Here is a 19666-nt window from a genome sequence, read left to right on the forward strand (position 1 = left end):
GAGATTCAAGTGCGTATAATACCTTTTGATCCTTACGGAGCATTTCTTCTTCAAGGAGTAAGTAAAGATCCACACAGCAATATGCCATTAACTCAGAAGATCTCTGATGAAATAGCTAAAAATGAAGCTATGCGTTTGGCTTTATTAGCTATTGCTGATCAAGAGAAAGACGAAAGACAGAGAAGACATCGTTTTAAAATTCTCAACCGTAAACAGGCAAAAGTTCTTCTATCCCAATTGCGTAACGTAGATTTAGATTTTAGAAGTTTGAAAAATGCGGGCTTTAAAGAAGATGAAGATAGCCAAGAAGATCGTGAATCTCAAAAATACGAGAAGAGTTTCAATATAGCTAAAAGTAAAAAACCGGTAAAAATAGGGGCGTCTGCAGCTCAGGCTATTGCTAATGCCGCAGAAGCTTGGGTTATTGCTCGCAATAGGGGCGTCTTGGATATGGCCTCTCTATTGTTTTGGAGTAAAGATGATGAATGTTAGGCAGCACGTTTTTCTTTAGGCAGTTGAATGACTTTTTGATCCTCATCACTAATCGGGTAAGAAAGAGCACTTTGTTTCTCTAGATCTTCCCAGATTCTATTCAATTTTTTCACTTGTTTGTTTGTAAGATTATCTAGGATAAGCATGTCTTCGGAATTTATACAAAATCCGGCTTCTGACCAATTTACAGATCCCGCAATCAGAATTTTTTGATCCACAATCGCAAATTTATGATGTAGACGATAAGGAGTTGTTTTCGTGTGTAGTGTCAGACTGGAATCTTTTAAAGCTTGAATCTGCTTGATTGATAATGTCTTAAAATCTTTATCAATCAAAATTTTCACGTCTACACCGCGTTTTTTAGCCTCATTAAGCTCACGAAATACGGGAGGATAGGTTAGGGCAAACATGGCTAATTGGATGGTTTTTTTTGCAGTCCTTAGTGTTTGTAAAACTGCTGACAATGCTTTTCCCTGATCGCCTGGTAGAGAGAAGTATTGTACATTTTGACCATCGACAACACAATTTCCGCAGGACTCATCCTTAATATATTGACAAAGTTCCTTACTTTTTAAACCAATGATTAAATTGCTATCTTGAAGAAAGGAAACATGTGTATAGTTTGCCGATCCTAGCCAAACTTGCTTGTCGTCTATGGCTAGGGCTTTTTGATGCATTAGCTTTCTTCCTTCAGAAGGATGTTCAACTAATGTTACATGGTTGTTTTTAGGGAATTCTTGAATTTTTGCCATTTTTTCATAATGAATGGTGACATTGCGTTCTGCATTAGCTTGATTGGCAAGGCTTGTAAAAATCTCAGGAGCGGTCAGATGATAAATACGAAGAAATATACTTTTTTCTGCAGAATCTATGGCGTCGCAGATTACCTTAAGAGAATCATCACCACACTGTTTGGAATAAATCACAGGCTCTTGCGAAGCTGTAAAAGTTTGAAATGTATCGGGAGTTTGAGATTTCGTAAGAACACCAAAGAATAATAGTGATCCTACAATTAAAATGATTTTTAATTTCGAGTTTATTTTCTTTTTCATAGCTTTAGTTGGATTTAGTATTTCTCTTTTAAAAATTAGTAATAAGAGTTTTGTTATAAAAAAGTCATTATTTTTAAAGAAAACTTAATGCGTCAGCTAGAATAACTTAGATTAATATTTAGGGAAATACTCATTCCATCGATAGGAAACTTTTTGGATAGTTTCCTTGTCAGCTTCGACTTCTTTAGGATAGTCAGGCTTCATTAGGGAATTAAGGATGATAGGAAAAGTGTATTGAGGTCTGTGATTAATGACCTTATTGAAACGTATGTGCAAATCTGTTGCAGGAGCAGCACGTGTGAATGTTTTCCATAGGAAACTTTTTGGACTCGCTAATGTCTCTTGAAGATTTTCTGTAAGGACAATGAATGGCCACGAACGCAAATCAGTATGATCTAATAACGTATCGATATTTAATTGTTGCAGTGTAGTCTGAAGAACGAGACAACCGGGGCAAAAACTTCCTATATCGGTGATATTAGGGATGAGTTTTCCCCGATATTTATAGGAAAGATCACGAATTATTGGGCCTATACCCATGAAAATAGCTTTAGAACCTTTATTTAATTTAGGTCCTGTATAATCTAGAGTATCATTTGATGTTTCTGAGAAGATAAGTAGATCACGTTCGGGAATAATACGTGATAATATTGTTTCTAGAAGTTTAGGAAAGTTATCTAGATCGACATAGTGATCTGTTACCATTAGGAATTTTGTTAATGATAATTGTCCTTCTCCAAGAATTCTTAAAGATGTTGCTAAAGATTCTTTCCAGTATCTCTCTTTAACAACAGCAGCTGTTAGTGCATGAAATCCTGCTTCGCCATAGCTCTTTAATTGACGTACTCCTGGCATGACCATAGGAAATAGAGGTGAGAGGTATTCTTGAAGCTTATTCCCTAAGTAGAAATCTTCTTGATAGGGTTTACCTACAATTGTGGCAGGATAGATAGCATCTTTCTGGTGATAGATCTTTCTACATTTAAAAATTGGGAAGTCATGCTGAAGGCTATAGTAGCCAAAATGATCTCCGAAAGGTCCTTCAGGTTTCCGTATATTGCAAACTCCCTCTCCGATAAGGATAAATTCAGAATCGTAGATTAGAGGGTGTGGTGTATCAGGATCGTTTTTATAACGTAATTTAGATCCTTGTAAAAATGTACAAAAGAGAAGTTCTGAGATGTTTTCAGGTAGGGGAGCTATTGCAGAGAGTATCAAGAAAGGGTTTCCTGATAAAAACACTGTAACCGGAAGATTTTTATTATTCTCTTCCGCCTCATCGAAATGCATCCCACCTCCTTTTTGGATTTGGAAATGCAAACCTAAGGTATCGCTATCAAACCTTTGCATGCGATACATCCCTAAATTAGGAATTCCAGAACTAGGAGATTCTGTATAAACCAAAGGAAGTGTGAGAAAAGCACCACCATCTTCTGGCCAGCTTGTCAGCATAGGCAACTGATGTAAATCTACAGAAGCCATTTTTTTATGGGGAAACTTTGAGAAGCGAACTTTACGTAATCCTAAAGATAAGCCTCTAAGTAACAAATTACGACTTTTCCATAATTGAGATATCTTAGGAGGAGAAGATAATAAACGAATAGCCTGAGGTATTAAATCTTTAGGGACTCTAGAAAAGATTTGATCCACACGTTTATGCGTGCCAAATAGATTTGTAATAACGGGAAATGAGGTCCCTCGAACATTATGAAATAAGAGAGCGGGACCTTGATTTTCAATAACCCTACGATGAATCTCAGGAAGCTCCAAATAAGGATCTACAGGAGCAAAAACATCAATAAGGTCATTTTGGGATCGCAAAAGGGAAACAAGACGTCTTAAGGAAGACATGGCTATTCCCCTTTGTTATAAAGATTATAAACCTTTGCTTTTAGCTCTTGCTATTACTTTTTCTAAGCCAAGCTTATCGATAAGCCGTAGGGCGGAAGCAGAAATTTTAAGTTTAAGAAACTTATTTTCTTCTGTAGACCACAGTCTCTTGGTAACCATATTAGGGAAGAAACGACGTGGGGTTTTCCCTGTAACTTTTAAACCAATTCCTTTTTTCTTTTTTGCAATACCCCGGATGGTGTAGCTATTGCCACGGCGAGGTCTTTTCCCAGTAAGTGGACACTTTCTTGACATGATTTCCCTACATTAACTTCGTCGTTATCGCAAGAATAAGACATATATAATTGAAAAGAACCTATGTTAGACATTTTCTGATATATCTGAAAGATTTTTTCTTCAAAAAATTTTAATTATAGCTACTTAAAAAGAAATTTTTTCTTGATTTTACTTAGAATAGTAAGATCTAGATCTTAAAGATGGGAAAAGATATCCGCTATATTTGCGTTGAATGCATCGTGAGATAGAATTTCTTCTACGGAGGGTTTCACCCTATATACCCAATTATTTTTCGATAGGGTACCCGGCATGTTTATGCGTTCATATTTTAGATTATTGGATACTAAATCAGGACAAAGAGCAAGATAGTCATTAATTAAGTTAATATGAAAAATAGACGATGTTTTATGAGATAATGTAAGAATATGTTTTTGATCTTCTTCTGATAGGACTGGTGTGAAAAACATTCCTAGAAATTTCGCAAATTTTTGAGCTTCTTTTGGGGCATGACGCCACCATAGGGCTAGCGTATCAGAGTCGTGAGTCGATAAGGAAGTTACTGAAAGAGGAGAGTAGTTCTCTAAGGAAATAAAATTTCCGTCTCCCTCCCAGTTGCGCTCCCACCGAGGAATTCTTGTTCCACATATCCCTAATTTTAATAATGTTTGTTTTACATCTGTGGGGATACTTCCCAGGTCTTCTCCTATCGGAAGCATACGAGATGCGCGTAAGATCTGTGTAAGCATCTGAGTTCCCTGGCTAATATATTCTTCTGGATCTTCCGGTTGGAATTTTCCATTTCCTGAAGTATCCCAGACCCATAAGCGAAAGAATCCTACGATATGATCTAGTCTATATAGAGAATAAAAATTTTCTGCATAACGAAGACGAGCTTTCCACCAGGTATAATTATCTTGAGCAAGATTATGTATATTATAGATAGGAAGGTGCCAGTTCTGTCCCTCAGCATTGTAAATATCTGGAGGGGCTCCAGCAGATCCTGAAGAGGAAAAAAACTGTCTATAATACCAAACATCACAGCTATCCTTACTAATAAGAATAGGAAGATCTCCTTTAAGGAAAATTTGATTGTCATCTGCAAAAGCCTTTACTTGAGACATTTGTTGAAAGCAGAGATATTGTAGATAAGCAAAGAAGTCACATTCCTTTTCGAATTCCTTTTCGAATTTTGTGAAATTTTTAGTATCTGTATATACTTTAGGCCAATTATTTATAGGAGCTCCCTTTAGGTGATACTTAATCGCGCGAAATACTGTATAGGGGCGCAACCAATATTTTTCCTTTTCACAAAAAATCTGAAAATCTTCGTCTTTTAATGCTCCAATTTGAACTGCGTACTGATAGTAGTCGCGGAGAAATTCCCATTTAGCAGCTTTGACTTGTGGATAATGTACATAGGGAAGTTTAGAAAGCTGCTGCATAGTTCTTAGCTTGGCATTAGCATAGGCAACTGATTGAGCGTGGGGAAGACTTGCTAAGGAGAGATAAAGAGGATTAAGAGCTACTGAAGATATACTATTGTACGGGCTACTATCTTCACCGCTATCGTTAATGGGAAGAATTTGTATAATTTGAAATCCATGTTTTCGACACCAAGAGATCATAGGAATAAGATCTAGAAACTCTCCGATACCACAGCTATTTTGTGTATGTAGGGAAAATAAGGGAACGCAGACCCCTTGTTTAGGGATAGTTCCCAGAGTTTTCCAGCTTTGCTTAGCTGGGGAATTTTGGATATAGCGTAGAGCTTTAGAAAATGGAGTCATAAATCATACGAACCTAAAACCTGCATGTTTAGACAAATTTGTAGTTGTCAGTAGTTATAAATGATACATACCTAAGACATGTAGATCAGGAAGATTCCCAGTTTCTAATGCAGCGATCCAAATTTTTGCATGCATGGAAAATAGAGTTAGATAGTGGAAAAGCTTATCTCCATTTAGATAATTCATATTTAAAACATCAGATAGGTAAAGCTGTTGTGAGATTTCTCCATAACCAAGAATTCCTTTGATATTTGATTGAGGAGAAGCATTTACAGAAAGAGCAGCTTTAAAGATCCGTTCACGGAATACGTTTTCAGGAAGCATTCCAAGAATTGTTCCTAAAGCAATATCACCAGAATTTCCATCCTCTTCAAGTTGTACTGGAACTTGAGTATCGCTGAAACGAATCAAACATGCTTGGTTCTTATCAGGAACTAAAGAAGTATTTAATTTTGTTCCTAAGGATTCTAGAAGTTGTTCGAACTGATTTTGCATGGTAATCCGTAAAAATTAAGACCAAGGATAAGGTTTGGGGAAGTCTGTGGCTTTTGGGTAATCTTCATTATTAATATTCACTGCATCCAAAGCATTAGCCAGCATCGTGCCTAATTGCTGACGTTTTTCTGCTGAAGCAAATAATCTTGGAGAAGTTCCTCTTAAGGCAACGAAGAAGAGATTTAGCATGCCTGTAATAGCTTCTCTATCATCACCAACGAGATCTCGAACCCCACGTTCCATTTTTGAGGGTGTGGGGAATTTATCATTAATTAACTTAAAGAAAGTATCTGCTACTTTCTCAAATTTAAGATCAGGCACTGATATCCCATCAGCTTTTAAAGATGCAGTAAGTGTGGGTAGTTTCGTTTGAAAGAAATCATAACCAGTAAGCACGGATTGAAGATTACGGGTTTCCGTCATCATTACTTGTAATTTTGGAGGTGGAACCGAAGATCCTTCAGATTTTAAATCTGCAGCCATACCTTTAAGAATGAAAGAGGAAACGGTCCCCATTTCTTCGAAGCTATAACGTGATTGAAGAGTTGTTAATAATTGTTCACAGGAATGAAAATCAGAAGTTACCTGAAGATAGAGAGCTCGCAATCCTGGGGCGGAAGTATTTAATAGAGACGCATATTCTTGGGAGGCAAACAAAATATTTTTACCGCCGACAACAGCTTGTTTATTTTGTTGCGTGTGGTTTTGTTGTGCTTTAATTAAAGTGTCTTTTAAAGCACCTTTAGAAGCAGGCGTTGTTTGGACTAAGTAATCTAGAGCAATGCTTTGAAGTGCGGGATCAGAAAATTTAGATTTAACAAGATCTAAAACATCTTCTTCGGAGGAATCATCATGCAGAGAATCTCGAATGCTGCGTAAATCTTGACCTGAAATTTCCGCATTACTTTCGGTATATTTATCAGCAAGATCTGCGTCGGATTTATCTCCAGTGCCTTCGGATTTTTTCTCTGTCTGAGCAGCGCCTTTTCTTCTAGATTCTAGAGTCTGGAATTTTTCTTCTTTCTTTTTAGTCCGTGTCGCTGCCTGAGGATTTGATACATCCTGAGAATCCTTAATCATGCTGATGTCGGATTGCTCTTGGCCAGCCACAACTTCTCGGGCATCAGCTTGCGCTGCTGCAGCTTGCATTTTTGCAACGTCAACACCTTGTGAACCGCCTAAGCCACCAGCTCCTCCAGATGCAGCCATATACCCTCTTTAAGAATCGAAAGATACTTATTAGAAAATTTGAATTCTTCCTAATGGCTGGATACGAATCTCAGGGAGAATCTCTTGATATGAAATCACAGCAATATCGGGGAATTCTGTTTCTATTAATTTCCTTACATATCGTCTTACGTCAATTGCTGTCAACAGCACAGGGGGTTGACCTCCGGGAGGTGTTGGTGTAATCGTATTTCTCATAGATTTTAAGATGAGGTTTACGGAATCGGGATCTAAAGCAAGATAAGATCCTGCAGAGGTTTGCTTAATCGCTCCACGAATCATCTCTTCAATTTCTGGATCTAATAAATAAACAGAAATAGCGGACTGGCCCTGAGAAAATTTAAAGCTAATATAGAGTTTAAGAGAAGAACGTACGTATTCAGTAAGTAATACAGTATCTTTTTCTGTTTGTGCCCATTCACTCAATGATTCTAAAATTGTACGCAAATCTTTAATAGATATTTGTTCTTGGACTAAACGTTTGAAAATCTCAGTAAGCTTTTGTAGAGGAATAAGTCGAGTAACTTCTTTAACAAGATCAGGAAACGAACGTTCCATAAATTCAATCATAGAACGCACTTCTTGAATTCCCAAGAACTCTTGAGAACTTCTATGGAAGAAGTACGAAAGATGGAGAATAATTACCTCTAAAGGCGTCCAGTATTTAATCGCTGCTTTTTCTAAAATAGCTTTAGCATCTTCACTAACCCAAGCAGAAGGTAGGCCTGCAGCATTTTTATAAGTTAAGAAAGGAAGATTATATCTCTTGAGATTCTCTTCTACTTCATTAGTTAACACGTGATTTGGGGGAACCTTTCCTCGAACATAGGGAACTTCATTAAGAAGGATCATATAGTCGTATCCTTCTAGAGAAGGAGAATCCGTACGTACGTGAATTCCTGGATAACGAATACCTATATCTTGATAGAGAGCCTGACGCATTTTAGGAATCATATCGTCGATAAAGCTTTGCCCTGATTTTGTTCTATTTTGAATTAATTTAGATAGATCTTTACCTAACTCTAAAATTACCGGTAGGGTTAGTGCATAATCGTCTGGATTGTCACCAGCTGTTGCTGCTCCGTCAGCAGCAGCTCCTACTGTTGTTGATGCTCCCGATGCTCCTTTTTTAGTGGTATTGTTTTTCTTGGCAAGAAGAATAACGCCAAGAAGACCAAAGATAAAAGATAGAATCGAGAAGGACCAAAGCGGGAATCCTTTGAAGAATCCCACACCTAAAGTTGCTGCAGAAGCTAAAAGCAATGCTCTAGGTTCCTTAACTAACTGAGAAGAAATCTCTTTACCTAAATTCGTGTTTTTATCGCTAGAAACACGAGTAGTCACAATACCAGCAGTTAAGGAGATAAGTAGTGAAGGAATCTGAGAGACTAAACCATCACCAATAGATAAAAGGGTGTAAACGTGTGCAGCTTGAGCGAGATCCATTCCGTGCATAGCTACGCCAATAGTCAAACCGCCAACGATATTAATTAAGGAGATAACGATACCTGCGATAACGTCTCCTTTAATGAACTTCATAGCACCATCCATGGCTCCATAAAGCTCACTTTCCTTCTGAATCATTCCTCGTTTATCACGAGCTTGTTGTGCATCAATCATTCCTGCTCGCAAATCCGCGTCAATAGCCATCTGCTTACCAGGCATAGCGTCTAATCGGAATCTCGCAGCAACCTCGGCAACACGCTCAGCACCTTTAGTAACAACGATAAACTGAATAATTGTAATGATTAAGAAGATAATAAATCCAACAACGTAGTTCCCTCCAACGACAAAGTCTCCGAAAGCTTGAATGACGTGACCCGCATAAGCTTTAAGAAGAATTTGTCTCGACGAAGAAATATTAATTCCCAAACGAAACATCGTTGTAATTAAGAGTAGAGATGGGAAAACTGATAACTGCAACGCGCTAGGAATATATAAAGCCACCATCAATAAGAAGACAGAAACCGCTAAGTTGATAGTGATCATCAGGTCGACAATAGTCGGAGGTAGGGGCAAGATGATCATTAAAACAACGCCAATCATCCATAGAGCAAGGATGAGGTCGCTGGATTTATTGATCATGTTTAGGGCAGCTTCTCCCCCAAAGGTTCTACTAACAAAATTGAGTAGCTTGTTCATTATAGATTATCGGGTTGGTTAATATTTTTATTGTTAGGATTTTGTGCATTAAGAGAAGTGATGTAGAGAAGGATTTCTCCAATAGCTTCATACGTCGACTCTGGAATAAACTTCAACTCTTTTCCTTCATCCCAAAGCTGATGCGCCAAAGGCACATTCCTCATGATAGGAATACCATATTTTTCAGCTTCTGTGATGATTCTTTTTGCACGTAAATTAATTCCCATAGCAATAATCCATGGAGCTTTATATTTTTCCGGCATATAACCGATAGCTACAGCTATGTCCTTAGGATTAGAGACTACCGCACTCGCATGCTTAATTTGAGAAGAGGTATCTTCATAAGCGATTTCTTGAGCAATTTGACGACGGCGTCCCTTGATCTCCGGATTACCTTCTGTATCCTTAAATTCCTGTTTAACCTCAAACTTTTCCATTTTTAGTTCTTTAGCAAAGTTCTTTCTTTGATACACTAAGTCAAGAACGGCAACGACTAAGAAAAAAATACCAATTGATGTGACCGCTTTATAAAGTATCTGTTTAAAGATGACGGCAATAACAATTGGAGAGACTCCTGCAGTTTCTATAATCAACGGCACACGGTTTTTTAGTGTAACGTACAGAATTAAGGCGGCACCAAAAATTTTTAAAATAGACTTTAGTAATTCGATTAAAGTCTTTACTTTAAATTTTTGTTTTAAATTTTCAATAGGATTGAACTTTTTTAAGTCGGGTTTGAAAACCTCGGTAGAAAAAGTTGGGCCTACAACAAGAAATCCAACAAGAATACCAACAAAGCCTACTGCTCCAAGTAATGGAAGAGAAGTCGTAAGAATTAAAGTTAAGCAGCTATGTAAATAGTATAACGTGACTCTAGGATCGTGATTTGTAGGAGCTTCCTTAAAAATAGAAACTAAAAAACTACCAAGATGTTTTGCGAAAAATGACGATAAATAAAATGTTGTGAACATCGAAACGATAAAAGTCACCGCGGAAGGAAAATCCTGAGATTTTGCTACCTGGCCTTTTTTTCTAGCGTCTCTAAGACGCTTCGGGGTCGCCTTTTCTGTTTTTTCACCCATCGCTTGGCCAAATTTAAATAAAGAGCATTAAATAGGAATAATCTGGAAATTACCTTATAAGCGTGTTTTTAACAAGAGAGAAGCCTAGGGGATTGAATCTTAATCATTATAAATTTGCATTTCCTTGATAAGAGTTTTTTAGATTTTTTTAGAAAGATCTAATAATAAGTTGTTAAGAAAATATTGGTCGGTAAACCTCAAATCCTTTATTGTCTTTAGTGATCACACTAAAGGTGCTAGGTTCGAAATATTAAAGAGCCTAGTGCAAACTCCCACAGGCGTAGGATCAACGATCCTAATGTTTGTGGGAATTCTTCCCTACTGAAAGGTGAACATTAAACAAAAGATGACATATGGGGCATACAGAGTGTGGGATCGTAGGACTTCCTAATGTAGGTAAGTCAGGGCTATTTAATGCCCTTACTGGAGCACAAGTAGCTTCTTATAACTATCCCTTTTGTACAATTGATCCAAATATCGGTATTGTTCCGGTTATCGATAATCGTCTAGATATTTTGGCTAAGATGAGCCAAAGTCAGAAGATTATTTATGCTGATATGAAATTTGTTGATATCGCAGGTTTAGTAAAAGGAGCCGCAGACGGTGCCGGATTAGGAAATAGATTTCTTTCTCATATTCGCGAGACTCATGCTATAGCTCATGTTGTTCGTTGTTTTGATAATGATGACGTTACCCATGTATCTGGAAAGATAGATCCTAGTGACGATATTTCAGTCATAAATTTAGAGTTAATTTTCTCTGATTTCTCTTCAGCAACAAGTATTCGTAGTAAATTAGAAAAGCAAGCCAAGGGTAAAAAAGACCTCGGGATTGTCTTACCTTTATTAGATAGGGTGATTAAGCATTTAGAAAGCGGTCAGCCTGTACGTACTTTAGATTTGTCTTATGAAGAGGAGGTACAGTTAAAGCCTTATCCATTTTTAACAGCGAAGCCTATGTTATATATAGCCAATATAGGAGAGGATTCTATAGCAACTATGCATAATGATTATGTTGCTGTTGTTCAAGAGATTGCTAAGAAGGAAAATGCTCAAGTAGTTCCAATTTGTGTCCAATTGGAGGAAGAAGTGATCTCTTTGCCCACGGAAGAGCGTCAGGATTTTTTAAATAGTTTAGGTCTTGAGGAATCGGGCTTGAATCGACTAGTGCGTGCTTCCTACCAAACACTTGGATTGATTTCGTACTTTACAACCGGACCGCAAGAAACTCGAGCTTGGACTATTCCTATAGGATCTTCGGCTTCAGAAGCCGCAGGGCAGATTCATACAGATATTCAAAAAGGATTCATTCGTGCAGAGGTTGTTACTCTTGAAGATATGATAACGTATGACGGTCGTACAGGAGTTCGTGAAGCTGGTAAATTACGCGCAGAAGGTAGAGATTATATCGTTCAAGACGGCGACATTATGCTTTTCTTACATAATTAGTATTAAAAAATATTTTCGCATCAATCATGTCTTTATGAATAGCTGTTGATAAATCTTCTCTAGAAGGAAATTTTTTTTCTTTCCGAAGGAATTTCTTAGGAGTTACAGAAACTGTCTCGCCATATAAGTTCCCAGAAAAATTAAATAGATGGGCTTCTAAGCATAGGAAATCCCTACCTACTGTAGGAGCTTCTCCAAGATTCATAATTCCTTGATATGAGGTAGTACAATGTTCTATTTCACATGCATATACTCCGTAAGGCAGCAAGCACTGCTCTTGAGGAAGGTTAATAGTGGCAACTCCTAATTTTGTTCCCAAACCATAACCTCTTTCGATTTTTCCTATATATTTATAGGAATATCCTAAATGCCGGTTCGCATTATCTAGATCGCCTTCTGTTAAAAATTGGCGAATTTTTTTACTAGAAACTATCTCATTATCAATTTTATATGGAGGTATCTCGATAATTTCGATTCCTAAAGATTTTGTCAGAGGTTGCAATGTTGTGGCATTTCCTTGTCCTCCCTTGCCCAATCTAGAATCATATCCTAATATTAAACGTTTACATCTTAAGGTCTGATGTAGGGAAAGTATGAAATTTTCAGCAGATTGATTAGCAAAATCCTTCGTAAAAGGAAGAATATATAAATAATCTATAGAGAAATCTTGTAAAAGGAGGAACCTTTCTTTTGTACTTGTAATTAGCTTAGGATTGAGTGGTTGTAAAATCGCTTGAGGATGTAAATCGAAGGTAATTATTCCCGATGTCCCAGGGAAAGAAGATAGGGCAGTAAGCAGCTGTTTATGACCTAAATGACAACCATCAAAAAAACCTATAGTTATAGAATCCACAGAATGGGGGATCGATATTAAACTATAGAATGTTTCCATTGAAGTCTCTTAGGTAAGGAGATATGTCAAATTCAGGACAGTCTAAAAGACAACCGTCAATACATTGATCTATAGAAAAACTTCCACTACGTAAACGTCTGAGTTCTTCCAAATAAGCTCCACAGCCTAACATGTTTCCTAGTTCATGAGCAATACTACGAATATAAGTTCCTTTACTACACTGCACAGAAAAATGTAATAAGGGATATTCGTATTTTGTAATTTGTAGACTTACCTGAACTGTAGATTGGCGACGCTCTATTGATAACCCTTGTCGGGCGTATTCATAGAGTTTTTTCCCATTGATCTTTTTTGCAGAAAACATTGGAGGGATTTGTTGGATTTCTCCCTGAAAATATTGCGAAGCTTCGATTATTTGTTCATAGGTTGGCACCTTTTTTGACCTACCAACAATTTTACCATCGCAATCATAAGAATCCGTAGTTGTGCCTAGATGGGCAACTGCAGCATATTCTTTATCTTCAAATAACAAAACATCAGAAAGTCGTGTAAATTTACGACCTATTAACATGACCATCACGCCTGTAGCAAAAGGATCGAGAGTCCCCGCATGACCAATTTTTTTTACTCCGATTGATTTTGTTAAAGTGCGAATGAGACTAAATGAAGTTCTTCCTTGAGGCTTATCTACTAGAAGGATACCTTCTTTAAGTTCTGTAGCAAGTTCCATAATGATGTCGTCAATGTTAGATGATCTTTCTAGGCAGATAATATTAATTCTTATCTTGTTCTCGTATTTTCCAGAGCAAGTTTTCTATATGATCTTGTGGAGAAAAAATATCTTCGAGATAAAAATGTATCTCAGGAAAATACTTAAGTACAACGCCTTTAGAAGCTTTATAACCAATATATCCTGCTGATGCTTTTAACGCTTCCAAAGTTTCTGCTGATGTATTTTCGTGAGGCATAATTGAAACATAGACACGAGCTGCATGTAAGTCTTTAGATAAACACACCCTAGTAACTGTAATCCAACGATTCGAAATTTTCGGGTGCTTTACATCTTTTAAGATCACATTGGCAATCGCTTCACGAAGTAATGAATTAACCTTTTTTATACGTCTATTTTCAGTCATAGTATTTTAAAGTTTTTGTGGATGATAGATTACTTCGTAGCATTGTAGAATATCGCCTACCTGAGCATGTTGATATCCCTCTAATAAAATACCACATTCAAGCCCTTTCTTAACTTCTCTAACGTCTTCTTTAATTCGTTTTAGAGAGGATAAGTTGCCCTTCCAAATAACTTCATTATCACGTACAACACGAACTTTTTGATTTCTAGTCATTATACCTTCAGAAACCAAACAACCATAAATTGTACCTAATTGGGAAGATTTAAAGGTTTCTTTGATTTCGGCAGCACCTAGATTTTTCTCTTCAGCAATAGGGTCAAGTAATGCTGTCATCATTTCCTTAACAGCATCTACAGCGTGGTAGATAATATTAAATAGTTGAACCTTCACCCCTAAGTTCTTGATTAGAGATTCGGCGTGACTTTCTATCCCAGTGTGGAAACCAATGATAACGGCTTTAGACGCTGCAGCCAAACGGATATCTGATTCAGAAATCTCTCCAACGCTATTAGAAAGAATTTCTGCACTCACTTTATCGGATACGATCTTTAAGATAGAATTGGCTAAAGCTTCGATAGATCCTTGAACATCGGCTTTGATAATCAGTTTCAATATTTTTTTATTTTGCAACATAGCGTCAAAATTAGGACGTTTTTTCTGCAAGGCAAATTTTTGTTGACCGGCAAGTCTAGCTCCAATGATTTCTTTAGCTGTTTTTTCGCTCTTAACAACTACGAAAGGATCACCAGCTTTTGGCATGCTAGATAATCCAGTGATTAAAGCAGGAACGGAAGGGGTAGCCGCGGTCATTAGCTGATTATGCTCGTTATGCATTGTTTTAACTTTACCGTAGCAATCGTTAAAGACTAATGCTTCACCAAGATTAAGAGTTCCGTTTTGTACTAAGATAGTCGCAACCGCACCTAAGCCTTTATGTAGCTCAGATTCAATAACGATTCCGCGAGCACGAGCAGATGGGTTAGCTTTGAGTTCCAAAACTTCTGCTTGTAGAGCAAGCATTTCTAAAAGTTCAGATAAACCTTCCCCAGTTTTCGCAGAGGTATTAATTGTTACAGTTGTGCCGCCCCAAGCTTCTGGCAATAGTTCGATTTCAGAAAGCTGTCTGTAAATAGTTTCTGCATTAAAATTGGGTTTATCGCACTTATTAATAGCTACAACGATTGTAATATTTGCAGCTCGAGCATGTTTGACAGCTTCTAATGTTTGTTCTTTAATTCCTTCATCACCAGCAACTACGAGAACGATAATGTCACAAACTTCTGCTCCGCGAGCTCTCATAGCAGAAAAAGCTTCGTGGCCAGGGGTATCTAGGATAGTAAGATTACCAACAGGTGTTGAACAACAGAAGGCTCCCATGTGTTGAGTAATAGCTCCAGCTTCTACAGCTGCTACATTAGTTTTTCTTAATGAGTCAATCAAAGTAGTTTTTCCATGATCAACGTGACCCATAAAAGCTACAATGGGCGGGCGAATAATCAGTTTGCGTGGATCTGTTTCTTGGATTTCTTCTTTAACAGTATTACTTTCAATACAGAGTTTATCTTGTTCGGATGAATCGATATCGATTGTACAACCAAACTCTAAACCAATAAATTGCACAGTTGTTTCATTATCCACAATATCGTTTACAACATAAGTCATACCATGAATAAACATCTTCTGAATAAGCTCAGAAGCCTTGAGCTTCATCTCTGCTGCAAGATCTTTGATCGTGATAGGCAGAGGTACTTTAATGTGCGTAGGCCGTTGTATAGTGTGTTCGTCATAGTGTTTTTTTGTTTTCTGAACACGTTTTTTTCTCCACTTATCATCGTCGCTACTATCATTCAGTCCATAGCGATCTCTTCCAGTAAATGCTTTAGGATTGTCATCTTTTTTCGCACGATCTCTAAAATCAGATCCTGGTTTTTTGGACATGTCTCTACGGTAAAATGGTTGAGATGTCCGATTATTTGGAGAATGTTGTTTATCGTTTGTAGTCTCAGAAGATTGCTGAGGCTTTGCCTGAGGTGTTCCTGTTCGTTCTTTTGGAACGGGCTTGTCCTCTTTTTTTGGAGCTTTAAACGTTTTAGCTAACAAATGATTAATATGCTTCCCAGTAGGTCCAAAATTAGATTTTATAGAAACAACATTCCTGGGAGGCTCTTTTTTAACTACAACTTCAGGCTCTTTTTTCGGAGCAGGAGGCTCTTTAGCAATTGCTTCAGGTTCTTCAACTGCAGAAGAAGGAGTTGACTCTGAGATTTCTTGCTCTCCATCTACGAAAGAATCCGATTCTTCTATTGCAGAATCCGACAACATAGCAGCGTCAGAATCCTCTGCAACTGAGGAAGAAGTATTTAAATCCTCAGACACAAATGATGAACGATTTTTAGCTCGAATTCTACGTGGAGAAATTTCAGTAGAGACGGGCTCAGTCATCGTAGGCACACTTGGATCTACAACACTCTTTTTCTTCACGACTTTTTCTTTTGTAACTTTTTCAGGAACCTTTGTTGAAGGCTTTTCTGAAGAGTTTTTCGTGTCTGAAGATCCTGCCTGAGCTAATTTTTGCTTTAACTTGTCTAATCCAGCAGCTTTCGTTAATTGAGCGTTTTTAATCTTCAATTTTAGGTTTTTCGTCAACTTTGCCTTCTCCATATTTGCTGACTTGCTCAAGGATCTTATAAGCAAGTTCTAAACTGATTCCAGGAACAGAAGCAAGATCATTAGCACTAGCTAATAATACCTTTCTGATCGTGTCGTATCCTGCGTGTACAAGATTCTGGACAACCAACTTACTAATGCCTTCCATATCTAGCGGCTCATCTAACTGAGGATTATCAAATTCCGCTAACTGTAGGCGTTGAATTTCTAATAGTTTATTGTATTCGCTCATACGTTGGACTTCGAGCTCGTAATCTAAAATTTGACTAATTAATCGAGCGTTAATTCCTCGCTTACCGATTACTGTTGCATAATCAGCATCTTGAACGACTATAGCAATAACCTTGTCATCTTCTAAGATCGCAATCTTTTGAATTTCTATGGGGCAAAGCAAATTTTGTAACAATTCTGTGCTTACGGGAGAATAGTTTACAATATCTATTTTCTCGTCGTTTAGCTCTCGAATGATATTCTTCACTCGAGAACCTCTCATTCCAACAAAAGCTCCTACAGGATCTGTTTTGGGATCGGATGAGCTTACAGCTAATTTAGTTCTGTAGCCTGCTTCACGAGCAATTTTAACAATTTCTACAGAACCTTCTTCCAGTTCTGGAACTTCTTGTAAGAAAAGTTGTTTAACAAATTCGGGATGGCTACGGCTAAGAATAACTTCAGCACCACCATTTTCAGATTCTTGAACTTCGTATAATAAAGCGTAAATCTTATCACCGACTTTGTGTTTTTCTGTTTTTGGATAACAACGGGCGGGTAGAAGTCCTTCAACTTTTCCTAAATCTATGACTAAATTTGATCCTTTGGCAAATCGTTTGACGACACCAGAAAGGATTTCATTGACCCTATGTCGATACTCTTCATAGACAACATCTCTTTCAGCATGACGTAGTTTTTGACCGATAATTTGTCGGGCTGCATGAGCAGCGATTCTTCCGAAATGCTCAGAAACAAAGGGGACGTCCATATATTGCCCGACCTGGCATTCAGGATCATACTCTCTAGCTTTGTCCAAAGGAATCTCTTTACTAGGATTCTCACATACTTCTACGATTTCTTTCTCGCAGAAGACTTCTATATCACCAGTTCGAGAATTAATATTTACAGAAACGTTAGCATCATCTCTTAGTGTTTTTTTTGCTGCAATTTTTAAGGCTGATTCAATGGCACCTATGATAACAGGGCGTTGAATTCCTTTTTCCTTCTCCATGTAGTCAAAAATAGCTACAAGATCTTTATTCATTATACTCCTCTTATAAATAAGGAAACAGACAGAGTGCTAAACCAAGGCAAGCTTATGTTATAAAGAACATAAGCTCAACCTTTTAAGTGTATATTATTTCCCTTTTTTCTTTTTGTCTGAACCAACTAAATCTTCTAGGTCCAAATTATTTAAATCTGTATCCATATGATTATGTTGTTTATCAGATAAGTATTCTTTCACTGAAAGAGATACTTTCTTGTGATCCGGGTCGAGTTTGATGACTTTTGCAGACACAGAATCGCCAATTGAGATAATGTCTTCAATTTTTGAAAAAGGTTTTTCAGATAGTTCTGAAACGTGAATCAGACCTTCAATACCATTTTGTAGTTCTACAAATGCGCCAAATGCAGTAATTTTTGTTACTACGCCAGAAATATTACTTCCTGTTGGGAACATTTCTTCAATTTCATTCCATGGATTTGAACTTAATTGTTTAACTCCGAGAGTGATTTTTTTACTTTCTTTGTCTACAGAAAGAATAACAGCTTCAACAGTGCTACCTTTTTTGAAGAGTTCTGAAGGATGTGATACTTTTTTTATCCAGCTCATATCAGATATGTGAATAAGACCTTCGATACCTGGCTCCAATTCAACAAAAGCTCCGTAATTCGTTAGATTTTTGATTTCTGCATGTACATGTAGACCGATAGGATATTTCTCCTCGATATTATCCCATGGATTATGCTCTGTTTGTTTTAGACCCAAGGAAATTTTACCTTCCTCTTTTTGAATCGATAGAACGATAGCCTCAACTTCATCGCCTTTGTTTACTACTTCGCTAGGATCAACAACATTTTTCACCCAAGACATTTCGGAAACGTGGATTAAGCCCTCGATACCTTCTTCAATCTCAATAAAGGCACCATAGGGGAGAAGTTTAACAATTTTACCAGTAACACGTTTTCCTGGAGGATATTTCTTCTCAATATCTTCCCAAGGATTATGTTCTTTTTGCTTAAGACCTAGGGCAACGCGTCCTTTTTCTTTGTCAACGCTTAAAATAATGACTTCAAGCTCTTGATTGAGTTCCACCATTTCAGATGGATGACGGATTCGTTTCCATGTCATATCTGTAATATGTAAGAGACCATCAATCCCGTCTAGATCTAGGAACACACCAAAATCTGTAATGTTTTTAACAAGACCTCGGCGGCGTTCACCAATATTAATTTGCTCGATAAGTTCTGCTTTTTTAGAAATCCGTTCTGCTTCTAGGAGTTCTCTTCTTGAAACAACAACATTTCTTCTGTCAATGTTGATTTTAAGAATTTTAAACTCGCAGACTTTGCCTACATAATCATCTAAGTTTTTAATTTTCTTATTATCGATTTGTGATCCAGGGAGAAAAGCTTCCATCCCAATATCAACAATAAGACCACCTTTGACTTTGCGTATAATTTGTCCCTTGACGATAGAGCCTTCTTCACAGTGAGCTAGAATATGTTCCCACTGTCTTTGGCGAGTAGCTTTTTCTCTAGATAAAACAACCTTTCCTTCTTCGTCTTCAGTTTGGTCTAAGTATACCTCTACTTCAGCACCGAGAACTAAACCTTCAGAAGAATCTATGAATTCTGACATTGGAATGACTCCTTCGGATTTTAATCCAACGTCAACGACTACGAAGTCCTTATTGATATCAACTACAGTACCTTTTAGGATGGCGCCAGGTTGTATCTCACTGGTAGTTTCCTCGTCGCTTGAAGTAATTCCGTGTGTTGAGCATAGAAGATCTTTGAATTCAACAACGTCTTCCGAGAGGCAATCTATAGTATCAAGAATTTTTTTGGATCCCCAAGTGTATTCGGATTGTTTTGGCATTTAATGTTATTCTCCTAAAAACTACAAAGTCAAAAAAGATAGTGTAAATATAAACCTTAAAAAA

The 19666-nt window shown here is 37.3% G+C and carries 16 protein-coding genes; 2 read left to right on the top strand and 14 right to left on the bottom strand.

Annotated features, from left to right (window positions below; all coding sequences use genetic code 11):
• Positions 1-9: 9 nt before the first annotated feature.
• On the top strand, positions 10-492 hold the full coding sequence (locus C10C_RS02305; protein ID WP_117274246.1) for a hypothetical protein: 483 nt from the start codon (positions 10-12) through the stop codon (positions 490-492).
• On the opposite strand, the gene C10C_RS02310 is transcribed toward C10C_RS02305, so the two are convergent.
• From C10C_RS02310 to sctU, 8 genes are all read right to left on the bottom strand, one after another.
• Complete coding sequence (locus C10C_RS02310; protein ID WP_117274247.1) at positions 489-1544, bottom strand: phospholipase D-like domain-containing protein; 1056 nt, start codon at positions 1542-1544, stop codon at positions 489-491. The genes C10C_RS02305 and C10C_RS02310 overlap by 4 nt on opposite strands.
• A gap of 111 nt (positions 1545-1655) precedes the next feature.
• Positions 1656-3395 (bottom strand): menaquinone biosynthesis decarboxylase, encoded by a 1740-nt coding sequence (locus tag C10C_RS02315; protein ID WP_117274248.1) that lies wholly within the window; start codon positions 3393-3395, stop codon positions 1656-1658.
• Positions 3396-3419: 24 nt separating this feature from the next.
• A complete protein-coding gene (rpmB, locus tag C10C_RS02320) occupies positions 3420-3689 on the bottom strand; it encodes a 50S ribosomal protein L28 (protein WP_006343133.1) in 270 nt (89 codons plus the stop codon).
• 176 nt (positions 3690-3865) lie between these two features.
• Positions 3866-5458, bottom strand: a complete 1593-nt coding sequence (locus C10C_RS02325; RefSeq protein ID WP_117274249.1) for a 4-alpha-glucanotransferase — start codon at positions 5456-5458, stop codon at positions 3866-3868.
• A gap of 54 nt (positions 5459-5512) precedes the next feature.
• Entirely contained in the window at positions 5513-5953 is a 441-nt protein-coding gene (locus tag C10C_RS02330) for a CesT family type III secretion system chaperone (RefSeq protein ID WP_117274250.1), read from the bottom strand.
• Between the two features lie 15 nt (positions 5954-5968).
• Positions 5969-7162, bottom strand: coding sequence for a type III secretion system gatekeeper subunit SctW (gene sctW / locus C10C_RS02335; protein ID WP_117274251.1), 1194 nt, complete (start codon positions 7160-7162; stop codon positions 5969-5971).
• Between the two features lie 30 nt (positions 7163-7192).
• On the bottom strand, positions 7193-9322 hold the full coding sequence (gene sctV / locus C10C_RS02340) for a type III secretion system export apparatus subunit SctV (protein WP_117274252.1): 2130 nt from the start codon (positions 9320-9322) through the stop codon (positions 7193-7195).
• Positions 9322-10404, bottom strand: a complete 1083-nt coding sequence (gene sctU, locus C10C_RS02345) for a type III secretion system export apparatus subunit SctU (protein WP_117274253.1) — start codon at positions 10402-10404, stop codon at positions 9322-9324. Before sctU ends, sctV begins: the two co-directional genes overlap by 1 nt.
• A 353-nt stretch (positions 10405-10757) precedes the next feature.
• Between sctU and ychF the strand changes: the two genes are divergently transcribed.
• On the top strand, positions 10758-11852 hold the full coding sequence (gene ychF, locus C10C_RS02350) for a redox-regulated ATPase YchF (protein ID WP_117274254.1): 1095 nt from the start codon (positions 10758-10760) through the stop codon (positions 11850-11852).
• Here the strand turns inward: ychF and C10C_RS02355 are convergent.
• The 6 genes from C10C_RS02355 to rpsA all read right to left on the bottom strand — a co-directional run bounded on the left by C10C_RS02355 (position 11830) and on the right by rpsA (position 19602).
• The gene (locus C10C_RS02355) at positions 11830-12744 is read right to left on the bottom strand and encodes a bifunctional riboflavin kinase/FAD synthetase (protein ID WP_117274255.1); all 915 of its coding nucleotides are present in this window, start codon (positions 12742-12744) and stop codon (positions 11830-11832) included. The two genes, ychF and C10C_RS02355, sit on opposite strands and share 23 nt — an antisense overlap.
• Positions 12728-13435, bottom strand: a complete 708-nt coding sequence (gene truB / locus C10C_RS02360; protein WP_117274256.1) for a tRNA pseudouridine(55) synthase TruB — start codon at positions 13433-13435, stop codon at positions 12728-12730. The genes C10C_RS02355 and truB overlap by 17 nt, the downstream gene beginning before the upstream one ends.
• A gap of 43 nt (positions 13436-13478) precedes the next feature.
• Positions 13479-13841, bottom strand: a complete 363-nt coding sequence (gene rbfA, locus C10C_RS02365; protein ID WP_117274257.1) for a 30S ribosome-binding factor RbfA — start codon at positions 13839-13841, stop codon at positions 13479-13481.
• Positions 13842-13847: 6 nt separating this feature from the next.
• A complete protein-coding gene (gene infB / locus C10C_RS02370) occupies positions 13848-16502 on the bottom strand; it encodes a translation initiation factor IF-2 (RefSeq protein ID WP_117274258.1) in 2655 nt (884 codons plus the stop codon).
• Positions 16459-17763, bottom strand: coding sequence for a transcription termination factor NusA (gene nusA / locus C10C_RS02375; protein WP_117274259.1), 1305 nt, complete (start codon positions 17761-17763; stop codon positions 16459-16461). Before nusA ends, infB begins: the two co-directional genes overlap by 44 nt.
• Before the next feature lie 93 nt (positions 17764-17856).
• On the bottom strand, positions 17857-19602 hold the full coding sequence (gene rpsA, locus C10C_RS02380) for a 30S ribosomal protein S1 (protein ID WP_117274260.1): 1746 nt from the start codon (positions 19600-19602) through the stop codon (positions 17857-17859).
• Between the last annotated feature and the right edge of the window lie 64 nt (positions 19603-19666).

The organism is Chlamydia poikilotherma (genome assembly GCF_900239975.1).
In the GTDB taxonomy this organism is placed as follows: domain Bacteria; phylum Chlamydiota; class Chlamydiia; order Chlamydiales; family Chlamydiaceae; genus Chlamydia; species Chlamydia poikilotherma.